Source organism: Kluyvera sp. Awk 3, from assembly GCF_028069715.1.
Taxonomy (GTDB): domain Bacteria; phylum Pseudomonadota; class Gammaproteobacteria; order Enterobacterales; family Enterobacteriaceae; genus Kluyvera; species Kluyvera georgiana_A.
Genome location: NZ_JANEWH010000095.1, coordinates 1 through 18,468 on the forward strand (window position 1 = coordinate 1; position 18,468 = coordinate 18,468).

Annotated in this window: 18 protein-coding genes and 2 tRNA genes; 15 read left to right on the top strand and 5 right to left on the bottom strand. The window is 56.5% G+C overall.

Annotated features, from left to right (window positions below):
* Nucleotides 1–92 precede the first annotated feature (92 nt).
* Nucleotides 93–1,148: a thiosulfate utilization transporter TsuA/YeeE gene (gene tsuA / locus NNN71_RS17575; RefSeq protein ID WP_271459005.1), complete on the top strand. Its 1,056-nt coding sequence runs from the start codon at nt 93–95 to the stop codon at nt 1,146–1,148.
* A gap of 12 nt (nt 1,149–1,160) precedes the next feature.
* Entirely contained in the window at nt 1,161–1,385 is a 225-nt protein-coding gene (gene tsuB / locus NNN71_RS17580) for a thiosulfate utilization sulfurtransferase TsuB/YeeD (RefSeq protein ID WP_001575873.1), read from the top strand.
* 52 nt (nt 1,386–1,437) lie between these two features.
* On the opposite strand, the gene sbcB is transcribed toward tsuB, so the two are convergent.
* Entirely contained in the window at nt 1,438–2,862 is a 1,425-nt protein-coding gene (sbcB, locus tag NNN71_RS17585; RefSeq protein WP_271459013.1) for an exodeoxyribonuclease I, read from the bottom strand.
* A 214-nt stretch (nt 2,863–3,076) separates the two neighbouring features.
* Between sbcB and dacD the strand changes: the two genes are divergently transcribed.
* The 6 genes from dacD to cobT all read left to right on the top strand — a co-directional run bounded on the left by dacD (nt 3,077) and on the right by cobT (nt 8,503).
* On the top strand, nt 3,077–4,243 hold the full coding sequence (dacD, locus tag NNN71_RS17590; RefSeq protein WP_163448878.1) for a serine-type D-Ala-D-Ala carboxypeptidase DacD: 1,167 nt from the start codon (nt 3,077–3,079) through the stop codon (nt 4,241–4,243).
* A 116-nt stretch (nt 4,244–4,359) separates the two neighbouring features.
* Nucleotides 4,360–5,418, top strand: a complete 1,059-nt coding sequence (locus tag NNN71_RS17595; RefSeq protein WP_271459006.1) for an FUSC family protein — start codon at nt 4,360–4,362, stop codon at nt 5,416–5,418.
* Between the two features lie 201 nt (nt 5,419–5,619).
* Entirely contained in the window at nt 5,620–5,940 is a 321-nt protein-coding gene (locus tag NNN71_RS17600; RefSeq protein ID WP_035894853.1) for a DUF496 family protein, read from the top strand.
* Nucleotides 5,941–6,137: 197 nt separating this feature from the next.
* A complete protein-coding gene (gene cobU, locus NNN71_RS17605; protein WP_163448886.1) occupies nt 6,138–6,683 on the top strand; it encodes a bifunctional adenosylcobinamide kinase/adenosylcobinamide-phosphate guanylyltransferase in 546 nt (181 codons plus the stop codon).
* The gene (gene cobS / locus NNN71_RS17610) at nt 6,680–7,420 is read left to right on the top strand and encodes an adenosylcobinamide-GDP ribazoletransferase (RefSeq protein ID WP_064544398.1); all 741 of its coding nucleotides are present in this window, start codon (nt 6,680–6,682) and stop codon (nt 7,418–7,420) included. Before cobU ends, cobS begins: the two co-directional genes overlap by 4 nt.
* Before the next feature lie 30 nt (nt 7,421–7,450).
* Entirely contained in the window at nt 7,451–8,503 is a 1,053-nt protein-coding gene (gene cobT, locus NNN71_RS17615) for a nicotinate-nucleotide--dimethylbenzimidazole phosphoribosyltransferase (protein WP_271459007.1), read from the top strand.
* A gap of 4 nt (nt 8,504–8,507) precedes the next feature.
* On the opposite strand, the gene NNN71_RS17620 is transcribed toward cobT, so the two are convergent.
* On the bottom strand, nt 8,508–9,398 hold the full coding sequence (locus NNN71_RS17620) for a LysR substrate-binding domain-containing protein (protein WP_271459008.1): 891 nt from the start codon (nt 9,396–9,398) through the stop codon (nt 8,508–8,510).
* Nucleotides 9,399–9,522: 124 nt separating this feature from the next.
* On the opposite strand from NNN71_RS17620, the gene NNN71_RS17625 reads away from it, so the two are divergent.
* Entirely contained in the window at nt 9,523–10,041 is a 519-nt protein-coding gene (locus NNN71_RS17625) for a hypothetical protein (RefSeq protein WP_271459009.1), read from the top strand.
* Between the two features lie 45 nt (nt 10,042–10,086).
* Here NNN71_RS17625 and NNN71_RS17630 read toward each other — a convergent pair.
* Nucleotides 10,087–10,162, bottom strand: a tRNA-Asn gene (locus tag NNN71_RS17630).
* A gap of 6 nt (nt 10,163–10,168) precedes the next feature.
* Here NNN71_RS17630 and NNN71_RS25295 point away from each other — a divergent pair.
* The 3 genes from NNN71_RS25295 (at nt 10,169) to NNN71_RS17640 (ending at nt 12,006) form a co-directional block, all read left to right on the top strand.
* Nucleotides 10,169–10,348 (top strand): DUF5951 family protein, encoded by a 180-nt coding sequence (locus NNN71_RS25295; RefSeq protein ID WP_223802931.1) that lies wholly within the window; start codon nt 10,169–10,171, stop codon nt 10,346–10,348.
* The gene (locus tag NNN71_RS17635) at nt 10,324–11,790 is read left to right on the top strand and encodes an EmmdR/YeeO family multidrug/toxin efflux MATE transporter (RefSeq protein ID WP_163448874.1); all 1,467 of its coding nucleotides are present in this window, start codon (nt 10,324–10,326) and stop codon (nt 11,788–11,790) included. The genes NNN71_RS25295 and NNN71_RS17635 overlap by 25 nt, the downstream gene beginning before the upstream one ends.
* A 140-nt stretch (nt 11,791–11,930) precedes the next feature.
* Nucleotides 11,931–12,006, top strand: a tRNA-Asn gene (locus NNN71_RS17640).
* A gap of 90 nt (nt 12,007–12,096) precedes the next feature.
* Here the strand turns inward: NNN71_RS17640 and NNN71_RS17645 are convergent.
* On the bottom strand, nt 12,097–13,545 hold the full coding sequence (locus tag NNN71_RS17645; protein WP_167575499.1) for an AMP nucleosidase: 1,449 nt from the start codon (nt 13,543–13,545) through the stop codon (nt 12,097–12,099).
* A gap of 194 nt (nt 13,546–13,739) precedes the next feature.
* Between NNN71_RS17645 and ldtA the strand changes: the two genes are divergently transcribed.
* Together ldtA and NNN71_RS17655 are read left to right on the top strand one after the other, a co-directional pair.
* Nucleotides 13,740–14,672, top strand: a complete 933-nt coding sequence (gene ldtA / locus NNN71_RS17650) for a L,D-transpeptidase (RefSeq protein WP_163448872.1) — start codon at nt 13,740–13,742, stop codon at nt 14,670–14,672.
* A gap of 68 nt (nt 14,673–14,740) precedes the next feature.
* A complete protein-coding gene (locus tag NNN71_RS17655) occupies nt 14,741–15,682 on the top strand; it encodes a Gfo/Idh/MocA family protein (RefSeq protein ID WP_271459010.1) in 942 nt (313 codons plus the stop codon).
* Nucleotides 15,683–15,719: 37 nt separating this feature from the next.
* Here the strand turns inward: NNN71_RS17655 and NNN71_RS17660 are convergent, their stop codons facing one another.
* The gene (locus NNN71_RS17660) at nt 15,720–16,601 is read right to left on the bottom strand and encodes a DMT family transporter (RefSeq protein WP_271459011.1); all 882 of its coding nucleotides are present in this window, start codon (nt 16,599–16,601) and stop codon (nt 15,720–15,722) included.
* Nucleotides 16,602–16,688: 87 nt separating this feature from the next.
* On the opposite strand from NNN71_RS17660, the gene NNN71_RS17665 reads away from it, so the two are divergent.
* Complete coding sequence (locus NNN71_RS17665; RefSeq protein WP_271459012.1) at nt 16,689–18,023, top strand: aminotransferase-like domain-containing protein; 1,335 nt, start codon at nt 16,689–16,691, stop codon at nt 18,021–18,023.
* The last annotated feature ends 445 nt before the right edge of the window (nt 18,024–18,468 follow it).

Below are 18,468 nucleotides of genomic sequence, written 5' to 3' on the forward strand. Positions count from 1 at the left end.
GTCGGGAATAATATAGAGCTTTTGGTTATTGGAGCCGTCCGGCGGGGTCAGGAATAATTTTAAGACTGATAATATTGAGTTAATTGATTCTTATGTTGCACATGATAATAAGTGGCATGATCTGCGGGGCCTTACTGGGATTCGTTATGCAGCGCGGCCGTTTCTGCCTGACGGGCGGCTTTCGCGATATGTATATCACCAAAAATAACCGCATGTTTTACGCACTGTTGATTGCTATCTGTATCCAGAGTATCGGCGTGTTCGCGCTGATCCAGCTTGGCCTGGTGCAGTACGATGCGGGCGCATTCCCATGGCTTGGCACCGTGGTGGGTGGATTTGTTTTTGGTATCGGTATCGTTTATGCGGGCGGCTGCGCCACCGGCACCTGGTATCGCGCCGGGGAAGGGCTGATTGGCAGTTGGATTGCACTGGTTACCTATATGGTGATGAGCGCGATCATGCGTTCACCGCACGCGGCTGGGCTCAACCAATTCCTCGGTCAACACACGACAGCCCACAACGGCATTGCCGAAACCCTGAATATCTCCGTCTGGCCGATTATTGCGCTGCTGGTGGTGGTGACGCTGTGGTTTGTGCGCAAAGAGCTGCGCAAACCAAAGCTGAAGGTTGCCTCTCTGCCGCCGCGCCGCACTGGCCTGGCGCATCTGCTGTTTGAAAAGCGCTGGCATCCGTTTGTGACCGCCGTGCTGATTGGCCTTATCGCCTTGCTGGCCTGGCCGCTGAGTGAGGCCACCGGACGTATGTTTGGCCTTGGTATCACCTCGCCGACCGCCAACATCCTCCAGTTCCTCGTCGGTGGCGATAGTAAATTCCTCAACTGGGGCGTCTTCCTGGTGCTGGGGATCTTTATTGGCTCGTTTATCGCCGCGAAAGCCAGCCGTGAATTCCGCGTCCGCGCTGCCGATGCCAGTACCACGCTGCGTAGCGCCAGCGGCGGCGTGCTGATGGGCTTCGGTGCCAGCATTGCCGGCGGCTGCTCGATCGGCAACGGTTTGGTGATGACGGCGATGATGACCTGGCAGGGCTGGATTGGCCTGGTATTTATGATTCTCGGCGTGTGGTGCGCGTCGTGGATGTTGTATGTTCGCCCGCAGCGGAAAGCAAAACTGAAAACCGCAACGGCTTAAGGAGTAGAAAAAATGGTTGTGAAGAAACTGGACGTAGTCACGCAGGTTTGCCCGTTCCCGTTAATTGAAGCGAAGGCGGCGATGGCGGAACTGGCCAGCGGCGACCAGCTGGTGATTGAGTTCGACTGTACTCAGGCGACGGAAGCTATCCCGCAGTGGGCGGCGGAAGAGGGCTTTACGGTCACGGACTATCAGCAGTCTGGCGATGCGGCGTGGACAATTACCGTACAGAAGTAATGCGATGCATTTAAATCGACGCCGGGAAGATTCCCGGCGTTGCTATGTTGACTTAAACAATCTCCTGCACGTACTGATACAGCGCCTTCAGCAACGACAGCTTCTCGTTATTCCCCTCATACTGACCGTACAACATCTCCAGTTGCTGGGCGTAGGCCTGTAAAAATTCCGGGGTGAAGATCTGCCGACGGTGTTCCAGCCAGCGCTGTTGCTCGTTTTCATCCAGCGTGCCGGAGAAATTGCGTGCGCGGAAGTTAAACAGCAGCTTCTCAATACGCGGGTCGGCGAAGGTAATGTCCAGCGCCGGCAGATTGCGCGGTTCAGTCTCCAGCACGATTTTCATCGCCGCGCGGTCGGCGTCGCTAAAGAAACCGTTATAAAGCTGGGTGTCGACGTTGTCCGATGCGACAAACGGCTCGGCTTCAGCAAATATCGCCACCACCTTCTCGCGCACTTGCGGGTTATCGCGCAGCAGTTTCAGGTTATCCAGGCAGTGCTGTCGATTAATGCCTAAACGGTCAGCGTCTTCTGGGCGCAGGGTATTGGCCTGCGCCAGCACCGGGCATTTATTCAGATGCACCAGCTTAATCGGCACCGGCGAGGTGTCGCCGAGCTCGGCCTTCGGCGTATACAGACGCTCGCGCAGCGTATCGGCGTCCAGCTCGAGCAGCGGGGCGATGTCGCCCGCCAGGTCGACCATGATCACCGCATTACGGTTATCCGGATGCCAGGCCAGCGGCGCAATCCAACTGGTGTTTCCACGCCAGGCGCCAAACATTCCCGAGACATGCACCAGTGGCTTCATCTGCGGGACGTCAATCAGCGTCATCAGCTTGTTTTTGCCCCGGTAGGCATACAGATAATCAAACAGCTTTGGCTGCTGGGCCTTCACCAGCTTCGCCATGGCGATGGTGGCATAAACGTCGGCCATCGCATCATGGGCGTTGCTGTGCTCAATGCCGTTGGCCTTGGTGAGATGTTCCAGGCGGAAGCTCGGCAGGCCGTCGTCGTTTTCCGGCCAGTTGATGCCGTCCGGGCGCAGGGCATAGCAGGCGCGCATCACGTCAAGCAGGTCCCAGCGCGAATTGCGGTTTTGCCAGCTCCAGGCGTAAGGATCATAAAAGTTACGGTAGAAAATATTGCGCGTCACTTCATCATCAAAGCGGACGTTGTTGTAGCCCACCACGCAGGTTTCCGGCACAGTGAAAATATCGTGAATACGTTTGGCAAATGCGGCTTCGTTTTCGCCCTTAGCGCGCGCTTCCTGCGGGGTGATGCCGGTAATTAACACCGCTTCCGGTTGCGGCAGGTAGTCGTCCGCCGGTTTGCAGTAAAAGACCTCTGGCTCGCCGATAATATTGAAGTCTTTATCGGTGCGAATAGCGGCGAACTGCGCGGGTCTGTCGAGGGAAGGGCTGGTTCCGAACGTTTCATAGTCGTGAAACAGGAATCCCGGCGCGCTGGAGGTCTCTTGCATGGCGTTAACTGTGTCCGTGTATGGCATTGAATGTCCATGGTAAACGATTTAGCCTGGCATCAGAAGCGCCAGAACCGTTTCTGGAATCCGTCACGCAGGGGATTTTTTTGTGTGAAAATAGAGATATGTCATATTTTCTTGCAATTTAGCCCTGTCATGAGGCACAAACTTCCGTAAAAAGGACGGCGAATTTGTAAAAGTTGAGGATGTTCCGTTGAAAGCCCGTTTTCTTGTTGCCGTTTCTTTGCTCGCTTCGAGCGTTTCGTGTGCATTTGCCGACAATATCGCAATGCCTGCTGTCACCCCGCCCGCGATTAAAGCAGGTTCGTGGGTACTTATGGATTATACAACCGGGCAGATTTTAACCGCAGGTAATGAACATCAGCAGCGCAATCCAGCCAGTCTGACTAAGCTCATGACCGGCTACGTGGTGGATCGGGCTATTGATAGCCATCGCATCACGCCGGACGACATCGTCACCGTCGGGCGTGATGCCTGGGCGGCGGCTAACCCGGTATTTAATGGTTCGTCGCTCATGTTCCTGAAAGCGGGCGACCGCGTTTCGGTTCGCGATCTGAGCCGTGGCCTGATAGTGGATTCCGGCAATGACGCCTGTGTGGCGCTGGCGGACTACGTGGCCGGCGGCCAACCGCAGTTTGTCAAAATGATGAATGACTACGTGCAGAAGCTGAATCTACGCGACACGCATTTTGAAACCGTCCATGGCCTTGATGCACCGGGCCAGCACAGCTCGGCTTACGATCTGGCAGTGCTTTCGCGCGCGATTATTCACGGTGAGCCAGAGTTCTATCATATGTACAGCGAGAAGAGCCTGACGTGGAACGGTATCACCCAACAGAACCGTAACGGCCTGCTGTGGGAAAAAACCATGCACATTGACGGCCTGAAAACCGGGCATACTTCCGGTGCCGGGTTTAACCTGATCGCGTCATCGGTGGACGGCCAGCGTCGTCTGATTGCCGTCGTGATGGGCGCCGACAGCCCGAAAGGTCGTGAAGACCAGGCCCGCACGCTGCTGCGCTGGGGCCAGCAAAACTTTGATACCGTGCAGGTTCTGCAAAACGGTAAAAAGGTCGGGACCGAGCGTATCTGGTATGGCGATAAAGAAAAGATTGCTCTCGGTACCGATCAGGATTTCTGGTTAGCGCTGCCGAAAGCCGAAGTGCCGAATATTAAAGCCAAATACGTGCTGGATAAAAAAGAGCTGGAAGCGCCGCTGGCTGCTCATCAGCGGGTGGGGGAAATCCAACTGCTCGACCGCGATAAAGTGGTGGCGCAGTGGCCGCTGGTGACGCTGGAGAGCGTTGGCAAAGGTGGGCTGTTCTCGCGCTTAAGCGATTACCTGCATCACAAAGCCTGATGTAAACTCTATTTAATCGATTAGCGCCCCTTTTCAGGGGCGTTTTTGCGCTCCCGGTGGTCGTTGCCTGACGGAGCAGGTACAATTTGCCCTTTCGTTTTTTGTGGAGAGTGGGTGTGCGTCCGGATAAGTCACTCAGCCCGTTTGAAATACGCTTATATCGACACTATAGTACCGTGCACGGCGCACGCATTGCGCTGGCTTTTGTCCTGACGTTTCTTATCGTCCGCCTGCTTGGCATTCCTGACGGCTCCTGGCCGCTGATCACGCTGGTGGTGGTCATGGGGCCGATTTCGTTCTGGGGCAACGTGGTTCCACGCGCCTTCCAGCGGATTGGCGGTACGGTGCTTGGCTCCGCGCTGGGCCTGGTCGCCCTCAAGCTGGAGCTTATCTCACTGCCGCTGATGATCATCTGGTGCGCGGCGGCGATGTTCCTCTGCGGCTGGCTGGCGTTGGGTAAGAAACCGTATCAGGCGCTGTTGATTGGCATCACGTTGGGGGTGGTGGTCGGCGCGCCGCCGGGGGATATGACCACCGCGCTGTGGCGAAGCGGCGACGTGATTTTCGGCTGTCTGCTGGCGATGCTGTTTACCGGTATCTGGCCGCAGCGGGCGTTTATCCACTGGCGTATCCAGATGGCGACTTTCGTCACCCAGTTTAACCGCATCTACCAGGCAGGCCTGTCGCCTAACCTGATTGAGCGGCCGAGGCTGGAAAAACACCTGCAAACGGTGCTTAACGACGTGGTGAAAATGCGCGGTCTGATCACCCCGGCCAGCAAAGAGACGCATATTCACAAAGGCATCTTTGAGGCCATTCAGACCGTGAGCCGCAATCTGGTGTGTATGCTGGAGCTGCAAATTAACGCCCACTGGGCGACCCGCCCGAGCCATCTGCTGATGCTCAACGCCCAGACGCTGCGTGAAACTCAGACCATGACGCAGCAAACGCTGCTCTCCATCGCCCACGCGCTGTACGAAGGTAATCCGCGGCCTATTAAGGCCAACAGCGAGAAGCTCAACGACATTGTCGCCGAACTACGCCAACTGGTGAATGACTACAAGGGCGATAACCTTTCGGAAACGCCGATTCATGGTTACGTCTGGCTGAGTATGGAACTGGCGCGGCAACTGGAGCTTCTCTCCAGTCTGATGTGCCGCGCATTGCGTAAATAAAAGGCAGATGCGCAGGGTTTTTCGTCTGGTTGTTTCGATTCAGCTGGATTTAGGGTTATGATGAACTCAAAGCAAAAATGATTGTTTGCCGCAACGGTGATACGCGAAGTCATACTGGTTGAAGGGGATATCAGTAATGTGTACCTTATCGTGTAGCCGTTGTTTTAACGAATCCGACTCTCAACTATCAGGGGTATAAAAATGGAAACCACGAAACCTTCGTTTCAGGACGTACTGGAGTTTGTACGTTTGTTCCGTCGCAAGAACAAACTGCAGCGCGAAATCCAGGACGTTGAGAAAAAGATCCGTGACAACCAGAAGCGTGTCCTGCTGCTGGACAACCTCAGCGACTACATCAAACCGGGCATGAGCGTTGAAGCTATTCAGGGCATCATTGCCAGCATGAAGGGCGACTACGAAGATCGCGTTGATGACTACATCATCAAAAATGCTGAACTGTCTAAAGAACGCCGCGACATCTCTAAGAAACTGAAAGTGATGGGCGAGCAGAAAGGCGAGTAACCGTCCTTCTCGGGTGGCGGCGCTGCCGTCACCTGGCCATTGTTTTTCCTTCCCCCTAATCCCACCGCCACAACCTCAGTGACATCGCGAGCAATGCGGAGTATAAAGCTCTGTGTTTGATATATTAGCCACAGTTATGTGGGAACATATTGATATCAAAGGAACTCGCTAACAATGCAGCAACATCAGGAAGCGCAATCATGATGCTGGTGACCGGCGGCGCGCGCAGCGGCAAGAGCCGCCACGCTGAATCGTTACTCAGCCAGTACTCCCGGGTTTGCTATATCGCGACCTCGCAAGTTTTCGACGCCGAGATGGCCGAGCGCATTCAACATCATCGGGACAGCCGCCCCGCGCACTGGCGCACAGAAGAACGCTGGCAACATCTTGCCGACATCATTACCCCCCACAACGATCCCAGCGAAGCCATCTTACTGGAATGCATCACGACGCTGGTGACCAACATTCTCTTTGCCTCGGGTAACCCGGACGAGATTGAGCGTTGGGACTTCGACGCGCTGGAACGCGAAGTTAACGCTGAAATCGATGCGCTGATAGCGTCTTGTCAAGCCTGCCCGTCACCGGTGGTGCTGGTGACCAACGAAGTGGGGATGGGCATCGTGCCCGAGAATCGTCTGGCCCGGCATTTTCGCGATATTGCCGGGCGTGTGAACCAAAAGCTGGCGCAGGCGGCGGATGACGTCTGGCTGGTGGTATCAGGGATTGGAGTCAAAATAAAATGAGCCGACTGTTTTTCGCTACCCTTTCGTTTATGAGCCGTCTGCCGGTGCCGCAGCGCTGGTCGCAGGGGCTGGATTTAGACCGCTACGTCAGCGGCGTGATCACCTTTCCGTTTATTGGCTTGCTGCTCGGGGCGCTGAGCGGCCTGGTATTTATCATCGTTCAGGCCTGGTGCGGGATCCCGCTGGCGGCGTTTTTTGCGGTACTGGCGCTGGCGCTGCTGACCGGGGGCTTTCATCTGGATGGGCTGGCGGATACCTGCGACGGTATTTTCTCTGCTCGCCGCCGTGAAAAAATGCTGGAAATTATGCGCGACAGCCGCTTGGGCACTCACGGCGGCCTGGCGCTGATCTTCGTCCTGCTGGCGAAAGTGCTGGCCGTCAGTGAACTGGCGCTACGCGATACGCCGATGCTCGCCGCCATTGCCGGCGCCTGTATTGCCGGGCGCGCGGGGTCGGTGCTGATGATGTACCGCCACCGCTATGCGCGGGAAGAGGGGCTGGGCAATCTGTTTATCGGCAAAATCAGCTTCCGCCAGACCTGGGTTACGCTGGTTATCGGCGGCGCGCTGGTTACCGCCATGCTGGGTATGCATGGCCTGCGTGCGTTGCTGGTGGCGTTTATTGGCGTCTTTATTTTAGGCCTGTTGCTGAAACGCACGCTCGGTGGACAAACCGGCGATACGCTGGGCGCGGCCATCGAGCTAGGCGAAGTGATTTTCTTGCTGGCGCTACTGTAAGCCAGCGTTTAACGGGGTAAATAATAAAATATGCAAACACTGGCTTCATTATTAGCGGCGATTCCTGACGTCGATAACGCCGCGATGGCACAAGCACAGCAACATATTGATGGGCTGCTGAAACCCACCGGCAGCCTGGGGCGTCTGGAGTCTTTGGCGGTGCAGCTGGCCGGTATGCCGGGGCTGCACGGTACGCCGCAGGTGGCGAAGAAAGCCATCCTCGTAATGTGCGCCGACCACGGGGTCTGGCATGAAGGGGTCGCGGTTTCGCCGCAGATTGTCACGGCAATCCAGGCGGCAAATATGACTCGCCATAACACCGGTGTCTGTGTGATGGCCGCCCAGGCCGGTGCCGACGTGCACGTGATAGATGTCGGTATTGATGCCGATCCGATTCCCGGCTTGATTGATATGAAGGTCGCGCGCAGCAGCGGCAACATTGCGCAGGGGCCGGCGATGAGCGCGGAGCAAGCGCAGTCGGTTCTGATGGCAACTATTCGCTATACGCGTCAACTGGCGGAGCAGGGCGTGACGCTGTTTGGCGTGGGCGAGTTGGGCATGGCAAATACCACTCCAGCGGCGGCGATGGTGAGCGTGCTCACCGACAGCGAGCCGGAAGCGGTGGTTGGCGTAGGGGCAAACCTGCCGCAGACGCAGCTGGGGCATAAAGTTGAGGTTGTTCGCCGCGCTATCGCTGTGAACCAGCCTAACGCCGAAGATGGTCTTGATGTGCTGACGAAAGTGGGCGGTTATGATCTGCTCGGGATGACTGGCGTGATGCTCGGCGCCGCGTCCTGTGGCCTGCCGGTGGTGCTGGATGGTTTCTTGTCCTATGCGTCGGCGCTGGCCGCCTGCCGGATAGCGCCGGGGGTGAAGCCGTATCTGATTCCTTCCCATTTCTCCGCAGAGAAGGGGGCGCGTATCGCGCTCGCGCATCTCGAGCTTGAGCCGTATCTGCACATGGAGATGCGCCTGGGCGAGGGCAGCGGCGCGGCGATGGCGATGCATATCGTCGAGTCGGCCTGCGCCATGTATAACCGTATGGGTACGCTGGCGGGTAGCAACATCGTCCTGCCGGTATAACGGGTTATTTGGTTATCATCTGTCGCAGCAGCCATTCCCGCAGCGCCAAAATATCCTGGCGCTGCGCGGTTTCTTCGGTTGCGACCAGATAGTAGTTCGCGCCGGGCAACGTCATGTTGAACGGTGCGGTGAGCACTCCGCGTTCCAGCAGATCCCGCGCCAGCAGTTCGCTGGCAATCACCACGCCCTGGCCCGCGACCGCGGCCTGTAACGCATGCGTTTCATCGCTAAAGGTTAATCCAGCCTGAATGTTTAATCCTTCAGGTCCATAGCGCTTTTGCCAGTTTTCCCAACTCGGTTCCGCGGCTGGAACGCGGCGATTCTCTACATGGAATAAGGTCACCGCCTGCAAATCCTCGGGTTTGCATATCTTCAGCGTCGGGCTGGCGACGACGATAAAGCGATCGGTATACAGCAGCGTGCAGTGCAGCGCCGCTTCCGGCGTCTCGCGGTAGCGAATTGCCACGTCTACGGTTCGCTGGCTGAGATCGACGCGCTCGACGCTGGTGTGCAGACGCAGGTCTATGGCCGGGAATTTCGCTTTAAAGTCCGCCAACCTCGGCACCAGCCAGTGGGTTAAAAAATTGGACGTGGTGGTGACCGTCAGCGAGGGCGGCTGCTGAGCGCGAAGTACCTGTGTTGTGGCCTCTTCGAGTGCGGCAAAGGCGCGCTGAGTGCCTGCATAAAGCACTCGGCCACTTTCCGTCAGACTCATGCCCTGCGCGCTGCGCTCGCAGACCCGGCACCCAAGCACTGACTCCAGAAGTTTGATTTGATGGCTGACTGCCGTAGCGCTCACACCCAGCGTGTCGGCAGCCCGTTTAAAACTCTGGCTTTCGGCGACTGCGTGAAACGCCCGCAGCGCGCCAAGTGGCGGGAGGCGTATTTTTTTCATACCTGAGTTTTTCTCATCTATAGCTGAAAACTATGCGTTTGTTTAAGCCATTATACAGGGCGTAGGCTACCCGGCATGTAAAGCGAGAAATGAATTATTCTCATGATGATGTCGGGAGTCGAAAATGAGTACAGAGATACATAACGCTACGTTGCCGGGCGAAGCGGGTGCGCTACGCGCCATTGCGCTAGGTTCCGGGATCGCTGCGGGTGGCTTGTTGCTGAAAATGGCGACGATTGTTGGTGTGGGCATCAGCGTGATCCTGCTGGCCGCATTGGTGGCAAGTGCTGCTCTGGGCGTTGTGCTGGCGCGTCAGCGGGGGATCGCGCGTCACGGCTTTCTACTGGCCGCGATGGGCTGGCTGTTGGTATTGCTGACCACGTTGAATGCGCATCCAGGGATGGCACTGTTGCCCGGCATTCTTATCGCTGGCGTAGGGCTGGGGATGGCCCACGGTCAGCACGCTGTCGAGAAACGGATGGGCACGATGATGAGTTGCGCCGTGGCGCTGGCGGCAGCCTTACTGATTCAGGCTTGCGCAGCACCAGGCTTGATGGGGTACGTCTTTGCGCTTGCGTTGCCTGTCGATCTCGCCTTGCTTGGCGCATTGCTGGTTCGAATTGCGGAACAGGAAAGGCGTTAAAAGCAAAAATCCCGCTTAAGTTTCCTTAAGCGGGATTTTAAAATATGGCTCCTCTGACTGGACTCGAACCAGTGACATACGGATTAACAGTCCGCCGTTCTACCGACTGAACTACAGAGGAATCGCTGTGGAGTCGTATCTTAGCGGCGAAAAAACTTTTGTCAAACGCCAATTATCGCTTTGTGGTGCAGTTGCCTATTCCATCAACAATTTGTCGTCATTCCAGACAAAAATTAAGGAAAAATGTTTTGCAGGATCGGTGATTCTCCCTCATCATTTGAAATGGAGTTTCAACTTTCAGAACTAAGGTCCATTTTGAACGTCACCGCCGTGCTTCGCCAGGCCGTCTCGCGCACGCCCTGGTATAAAAAACGCAAAAGTTATCGAGTTCTCTTCTGGCGTGAAATCACCCCCCTTGCTGTACCCATTTTTCTGGAAAATACCTGCGTTCTGCTGATGGGCGTGCTGAGTACCTTCCTCGTCAGTTGGCTGGGAAAAGAGGCTATGGCAGGTGTCGGTCTCGCCGATAGCTTCAATATGGTGATTATGGCGTTCTTCGCCGCCATTGACCTTGGGACAACGGTGGTGGTGGCGTTTAGTCTCGGCAAGCGGGATCGCCGCAAGGCGCGTGCGGCGGCGCGACAGTCGCTGGTGATCATGACCCTGTTCGCGGCGATTCTGGCGGCGGTCATTCACTATTTTGGCGCCGGGATTATTAATATCGTTGCCGGCGACGCGACGCCAGAAGTGAAGGCGCTGGCGTTGACCTATCTCGAGTTGACCGTTCTGAGCTATCCTGCCGCCGCGATCGCGCTGATTGGCAGCGGTGCGCTGCGTGGGGCCGGGAATACGAAGATTCCGCTGATGATTAACGGCGGGATGAATATCCTCAATATTATGATTAGTAGCGTGCTGATTTACGGCGCATTTGGCTGGGACGGTCTTGGCTTTGCCGGGGCGGGGCTCGGGTTGACCATTTCGCGCTACATCGGCGCGGTGATGATCATCATTGTGCTGATGGTGGGTTTCAATCCGGCCCTGCGCATTCCGCTTAAAAGCTACTTTAAGCCACTGAATTTCGCGATTATCTGGGAAGTGATGGGGATTGGGATCCCGGCCAGCGTCGAATCGGTGCTGTTTAACGGCGGCAAACTGTTGACCCAGATGTTTGTCGCCGGGATGGGGACTGATGTTATTGCCGGTAATTTTATTGCCTTCTCGGTGGCGGCGCTGATAAACCTGCCCGGTAACGCGCTGGGCTCGGCATCGACCATTATCACCGGTAAACGGCTTGGCACCGGTCAGCTCGCGCAGGCCGAACGGCAACTGCGTCACGTCTTCTGGATGTCGACCATTGTACTTACCGTGATTGCGTGGGGGACGGCGCCGTTTGCCGGGCTGTTTGCGTCGTTTTATACCCATGAAGAGGATGTCAAAGAGGTGGTGAAAATCCTGCTGTGGATGAACGCTGCCTTTATGCCCATCTGGGCGGCTTCCTGGGTGCTGCCGGCGGGCTTTAAAGGGGCGCGCGATGTGCGCTTCGCCATGTGGGTTTCCATGCTGAGCATGTGGGGCTGCCGCGTGGTGGTTGGTTACGTGCTGGGTATCCTGCTCGGCTGGGGAGTGGTTGGCGTCTGGATGGGGATGTTCCTCGACTGGGCAGCGCGTGCCGTGCTTTTCTATCGCCGTCTGGTGACCGGGCGCTGGGCGTGGAAATATGCGCCAGCCAAAAAAGAAGATGCCGCATAACGGCGAGTTGCGGGTAAAATCGGCAAAAATCGTCAGTTTTCAGCCTGATTGCAGATTAAATCAACAAACGATTTATTTTCTGCAAATCAGGCTTTGACAACCACGGGGTACCCCGATAATATGCGCCTCGTTCAAACGATTCCTCTGTAGTTCAGTCGGTAGAACGGCGGACTGTTAATCCGTATGTCACTGGTTCGAGTCCAGTCAGAGGAGCCAAATTTAGAAAAGCCTGCTTTCGAGCAGGCTTTTTGCTTTTCTGCGTTCAGCCACTTCCTCGACATCGCCGTGGCGAGCCGAGGAAAGGGGTTAACGGAACGGCGGTTCGTTGAAGGTGCGTAACTTACGTGAGTGCAGGCGGTCGCCTTCAGCACGCAGAAGGTCGATGGCCCGAATGCCAATCTGCAGGTGCTCGGAAATCGCTCCTTCATAGAAGCGGTTAGCCTGACCAGGCAGTTTTATCTCTCCGTGCAGAGGCTTGTCCGACACGCACAGCAGCGTGCCGTAGGGAACGCGGAAGCGATAGCCCTGCGCGGCAATGGTCGCACTTTCCATATCAATGGCTACCGCGCGGCTCAGGTTAAAGCGCAGCGCGGAAGCCGAATAACGCAGCTCCCAGTTACGGTCGTCGGTGGTGACTACCGTGCCGGTACGCAACCGCTGTTTGACTTCTTCTCCCGGCATACCGCTAACCTGCTTGGTGGCGTCGTACAGTGCACGCTGCACCTCGGCGATGCTCGGAATTGGAATATCCGGCGGCAGCACCGCGTTGAGCACGTGGTCATCGCGCAGATAGGCGTGCGCCAGCACATAGTCGCCAATCGACTGACTTTCACGCAGGCCGCCGCAGTGACCAATCATCAGCCACACATCCGGGCGTAATACCGCCAGGTGATCGCAGATATTTTTGGCATTGGATGGGCCGACGCCGATATTAATCAACGTAATTCCCTGACCATCTTTAGTGAGCAAATGCCAGGCGGGCATTTGGTGCTTCTTCCATGCCAGATCGGAAATCGCTTCTTCCGGGGCTTCAGTATCGGCGGTGATCCAGATCCCGCCCGCGCAGGAAAGCGATACGTATGGGCTGTCAGGATCGAGGATCTGGCTGCAACCCCAGCGCACGAACTCATCGACGTAGCGGGTGTAGTTGGTGAACAGCACAAACGGCTGGAAGTGTTCGACCGGTGTGCCGGTGTAGTGACGCAGGCGCGCCAGCGAGAAGTCGACGCGGCGGGCATCGAAATGCGACAGCGGATAGAACTCAGTGGCATGGGTTAAGCCATCCGCCGTTTCATCGCCAATCTGCGACAGTTCAGTCGTCGGGAAGAAACGCGTGAGATCGGCGCTCATGGAGCGATCGAGATTGAGGCCGTCTATCACATACGGATAGGGGATCTCGTGCTGCGACAGGCTAACTTCAATATGCGCATCGTAATCCTCATGCAACAGCGACAGTTGTTCCAGCAGATAGCTGCGAAATAGCGTTGGGTGGGTGATGGTGGTGGTGTAGCAGCCGGAGTGGGTAAAGCGGCCAAACGCACGGGTTTTCTGCGCCTTGTGCGCGCAGCCGCTCCAGGAGACCGAGAGCTGTGGGTAGACAAATAATCCGTTGGCCCGCGCTTCGGCGCTGGGCAGTGAGCGATCGTCAATAAACAGACGGATGGCGTCACGTAATGCATTTACCGATTGATCGTACAGCGCCTGGAGTTGATCCAGCGCCTGCTCAGGGGTCAGACTCACGCCCGTATTACTCATCGTTCGCTCCTTGTGTCAGGTCTGCAGCTTTTCCCGATAGTATGTCAGCGGATGATGAAACAAAAGCGCTAGCCGGTTCCCATATAACAACTGATTAACCTTTAACCATATTCTTCGTACGCAACGGGAATAGCAGCGCGGTGAGTGAAAAAAGCTATAATTAACCGATATCTGCCGTGAATGAGGAAAGGGAAATGGGACCTCGTGTAAAACTCTGGTGTGCGTTAATTCTGGCGACGGCTAGCCATAGCGCCCTTGCCGTAACTTATCCGCTTCCCCCGGAGGGAAGCCGTTTAGTGGGCAGCACGCTGAATATCACGGTGCCGCAGGATAACCGGCTGCCGCTGGAGGCATTTGCGGCCCAGTACGGGCAAGGGCTGAGCAATATGCTGGAAGCGAATCCGGGCGTTGACGTGTTTTTGCCGAAATCGGGATCCTCGCTGGTGATCCCGCAGCAGCTGATTTTGCCCGACACCGTGCGTCAGGGGATTGTGGTGAATGTGGCAGAAATGCGCCTTTATTATTATCCGCCGGACAGCAATACCGTTGAAGTGCTGCCGATAGGCATAGGTCAGGCCGGACGCGAAACGCCGCGTAACTGGGTGACGGCGGTGGAACGCAAACAGGAGGGGCCAACCTGGACGCCGACGGCGAACACCCGTCGCGAGTATGCAAAGCGCGGAGAAAGTCTGCCCGCTTTTGTGCCTGCCGGGCCGGATAACCCGATGGGGCTGTATGCCATCTATATTGGGCGGCTTTATGCCATTCATGGCACCAATGCGAATTTCGGCATTGGCCTGCGCGTCAGCCAGGGCTGTATCCGCCTGCGCAACGACGATATCAAGTACCTGTTTGATAACGTGCCTGTGGGCACGCGGGTACAGATTATCGACCAGCCGGTGAAGTACACCACCGAGCCGGACGGTAGTCGCTGGGTAGAGGTGCATGAGCCGCTGTCGCGCAACCGCACAGAATATGAATCAGATAACAAAGTTCCGTTGCCAATGACGCCCGCCCTGCGTAGTTTTACTGAAGGGCAGGGAGTTGATGTGAATCGCGCAAAATCGGTACTCGAGCGACGCTCGGGTATGCCAGTGAATATTAGCGTCTCACATAACACCCTTTAAGCGATCAATACATATCGTCAGGCCCGCTTCGTGCGGGCTTTTTGCTGGGTATTTCCAGGGAGAATGAGATGAGCACCGTCGTGAATTGGGGCGTACTGGGCTATGCCCGAATCGCCAAAAATTCGATTATTCCGGCCATTGCCCGCGCGGATAATGCGCGGCTTTACGGCGTAGCATCACGCAACCAGGCCGACCTGCCAACCGGTGAATGGGAACAGAGCTACGGCGATTATGCCGCGCTGCTTGCCGAACCGGCCATTCAGGCCGTTTATATCCCGTTGCCAAACTCGCTGCATAAGGAGTGGGTACTTCGCGCGCTCGAAGCGGGTAAGCACGTGCTGTGTGAAAAACCGATTGGCCTGACGGCCGCCGAAGCGCAGGAGATGCAGCAGGCCGCGGTACAGCATAACCGCCTGCTGATGGAGGCGTTTATGTATCAGTATACCGACCGCGTACGGGTGATCAAACAGGTACTGGAAAGCGGCGCGCTGGGTGAACTTCGACATATTAACGTCTCGTTCCGTTTCTTGCTGGATCGTCCAAATACCATCAAAATGCAACCTGCGCTGGGCGGCGGGGCGCTGTACGACGTGGGCTGTTATCCGGTGAACTTTATCGGCATGGTGACCGGACGCTTGCCGGTACGCTGCAAAGCGCTGTGCGAAACGGACCAGGGCGTTGATACCAATCTCTCGGCATTGCTTCAGTATGAAGATGGGCTGATTGCGAATATTCACTGCGGTTTTAACGCTTATGGCCGCAATTACGCGGAAATTATCGGCACGAAAGGCATGCTGATTGTTGATAAACCGTTCCTCGACGATGCCGGCGCGCTGCACCTGCATACCGCTGAAGGTGTGCGTGAACTGCCGGTTAGCGAGTCTGACCGCTATCAGGCCGAAATTCGCCATTTCTCCAGCGCGGTGCTCAACCAGCCTTCGCGGCTGATTCCGCTGGATGAGACCGTCCGCAATATGCAAGTGCTGGATATGATTCACGCCGCGCTGTAATCCCGTTCTCGCGGCGCTGGGCGTTCCCGGCGTCGCGTTATCGCGCGAACCGCCGCGACCCGATCACACACAAAATCACGCCGAGCGTCACCATCATCATCTGCGGGCTTATCGCCTCGTGAAGCAGGATGGCCGAGAGCAGCAAACCTAAAAATGGCTGTAATAGCTGTAGCTGCCCCACGGCGGCGATCCCGCCTGCCGCCAGCCCCTTGTACCAGAAAATAAAACCAATCAGCATGCTGAATAACGAGACGTAGCCCACTGCTGTCCAGGTCGAAAGGGAAAATGCATCCAGCACGGGTGGTCGGGTGATATAGGCGGCGAGCAACATGGCTGGCAATGATATCACCAGCGCCCAGCCGATGACCTGCCAGCCGCCCAGTTCACGCGTTAGCGTTGCGCCTTCCGCATAACCCAGGCCGCAGGCCAGAACGGCGGCAAGCATCAGCACATCACCGGTCAGAGATAGCGTTGCGCTTTGCCAGAGCGCAAACCCGGCCACCAGCAGGCTGCCGAGCAGTGAGAAGATCCAGAAGGCGATACGTGGCCGTTCGCCGCCACGCAGGACGCCGAAAATCGCTGTCGCCAGCGGAAGTAGCCCGATAAATACAATGGAATGGGCGGCGGTGACGTAGCGCAGTGCAAGCGCGGTCAGCAGCGGAAAGCCAATAATCACCCCCAGAGACACAATGAGCAACGGCAGGATTTGCCCGCGATGTGGCCTGGGCTGACGAAATGCCTTCAGCAGCGTGACGGCGACCAACCCTGCGATAGAGGCGCGTAAAAAAGTCAGAAAGAACGGATCCATTTCCAGCACCGCTATTCGTGTCGCCGGTAGCGAACCGCTGAAAATAATCACCCCCAGCAACCCGTTGAGCCACCCGGAATGCGCCTGCTGTTTTGCGTCTACGATATTCATCCCTTGCTCCTTGTCGTTGAGTCATTGTCGCGGCGATGGTAGTTTCTTCTATTCGATACAATCAAATTATTGTCATGGATACATTGCATGAAGGCGCGATACAAAACGCTGGTTGACGCCTATGCTCAGGCTATTCGCAGCGGGAAACTGATGGCGGGTAGCCGTTTACCCACGCATCGGCAGCTGGCCGCCGAGCATCATATTTCGCTGGCGACGGCGACCCGGGTGTATGCCGAGCTGGAGGCGATGGGGTTAGTGAGTGGGGAGACCGGGCGCGGCACCTTTGTGCGAGAAATCGCGCTCGCCGTGGGGCACGGTATCGATCAACAGGCGATCGCCGCAGATGTGCTCGATCTTAACTTCAACTATCCTTCGTTGCCGGGGCAGGGCGATCGGTTACGTGAAGGGTTGCGGCAACTGGCTAACGTTGGCGATATTGAATCGCATCTCCGTTATCAGCCCCACGCCGGGAGGCTGGGAGACAGGGACATTATTGCCCATCACCTCAGCGCTCAGGGGCTGGCCACGCGGGCAGAGAACGTGTTGATTGTTAACGGTGCTCAGCATGGGCTGGCCGTTTCGGTCATGGGGTTGCTGCGTCCCGGTGATGTGGTGGCCGTCGATGCCTTAACTTATCCGGGCTTCAAAGCGCTAGCCGCACTGTATCAGCTGGAGCTGCTCGCCATTCCGGTTGGCGATGAAGGCCCCGATCTCGACGTGCTTGCCCGTCTATGTCAGATACGTCACGTGCGCGCTGTCTATACCATGCCAACGTTACACAACCCTCTCGGCTGGGTGCTGAGTAGCCGTCAGCGCCGGCGGTTGGCTTCTATCGCCCGCCAGTACGACCTGCTGGTGATTGAAGACGCAGCCTACGCTTATCTGGCTGCACGTGCGCCGTCACCGGTAGCCAGTTATGCGCCGGAAAGAACGGTTTATGTGAGCGGTTTTTCAAAAGATGTCGCCACCGGAATCCGCGTGGGGATGGTGGTCTGCCCCGATGCCTGGCGTCCTGCGCTTGAACGTGCCATACGGGCAACTACGTGGAATACCCCTTCGGTGATGAGCGCGCTGGTTTGCCAGTGGATTGTGGACGGAACCGTCTCAAAGCTGGCGACGCAAAAAAGGCGTGATGCTCGTCTTCGCCAGCGTCTCGCCCGCGATATGCTGGGGCCGCTGCCCTGCATCAGCCACCCGGACTCGTGGTTTCTCTGGCTGCCTCTGGCTGAGGAGAGTCGGGCCGATCGGGTGGCAAAATTACTGATGGATCAACAGATTTCTGTCTCAACTGCCGAACCCTTTTGCGTGACACCTAATGTTCCGCAGGCCATTCGTGTGGCGCTGGGGTCGGTCTCGATTGAACAGCTTAGCGTTGCGCTGGCGGCAGTACGCGCAGCGATTGAATATGAGCAGAGCCGGTAGCGGAAAGTAGAAAAGCAAAAGCCTGCTCGAAAGCAGGCTTTTCTAAACCAGCCCACGCTGTCAGATCTCGTTCATCCACATAATTATTGAAATCCTGACCGTTGACATCTGGCCTTCGCGCTACCTCTGATGTTCCTCCGGCCCAGCCCGAATACGGAAGCTGCGCCGCATTTCGTTTATCTAATCCGTCATAATCCTTTGAACCGCAAAAACAGTTTTCTATTATCGGCTTTCTTACTACGAACTAAGCCCCCGCCTGCACGAAATGCTTCATGGCCTGAAAGAAGCGTCTGATGTATCAGCATGGTCGCCGTTTTACCGGCAATGCCGCCTTTGAAAACAGCCGGATCTGTTCTTCGATGGATTAAGGCTTTCTTCACGCTTTATTACGCTAAGGAAATCACAATGAATCTGATGAAAAATTGTGCATCGCCTACCGTTGATG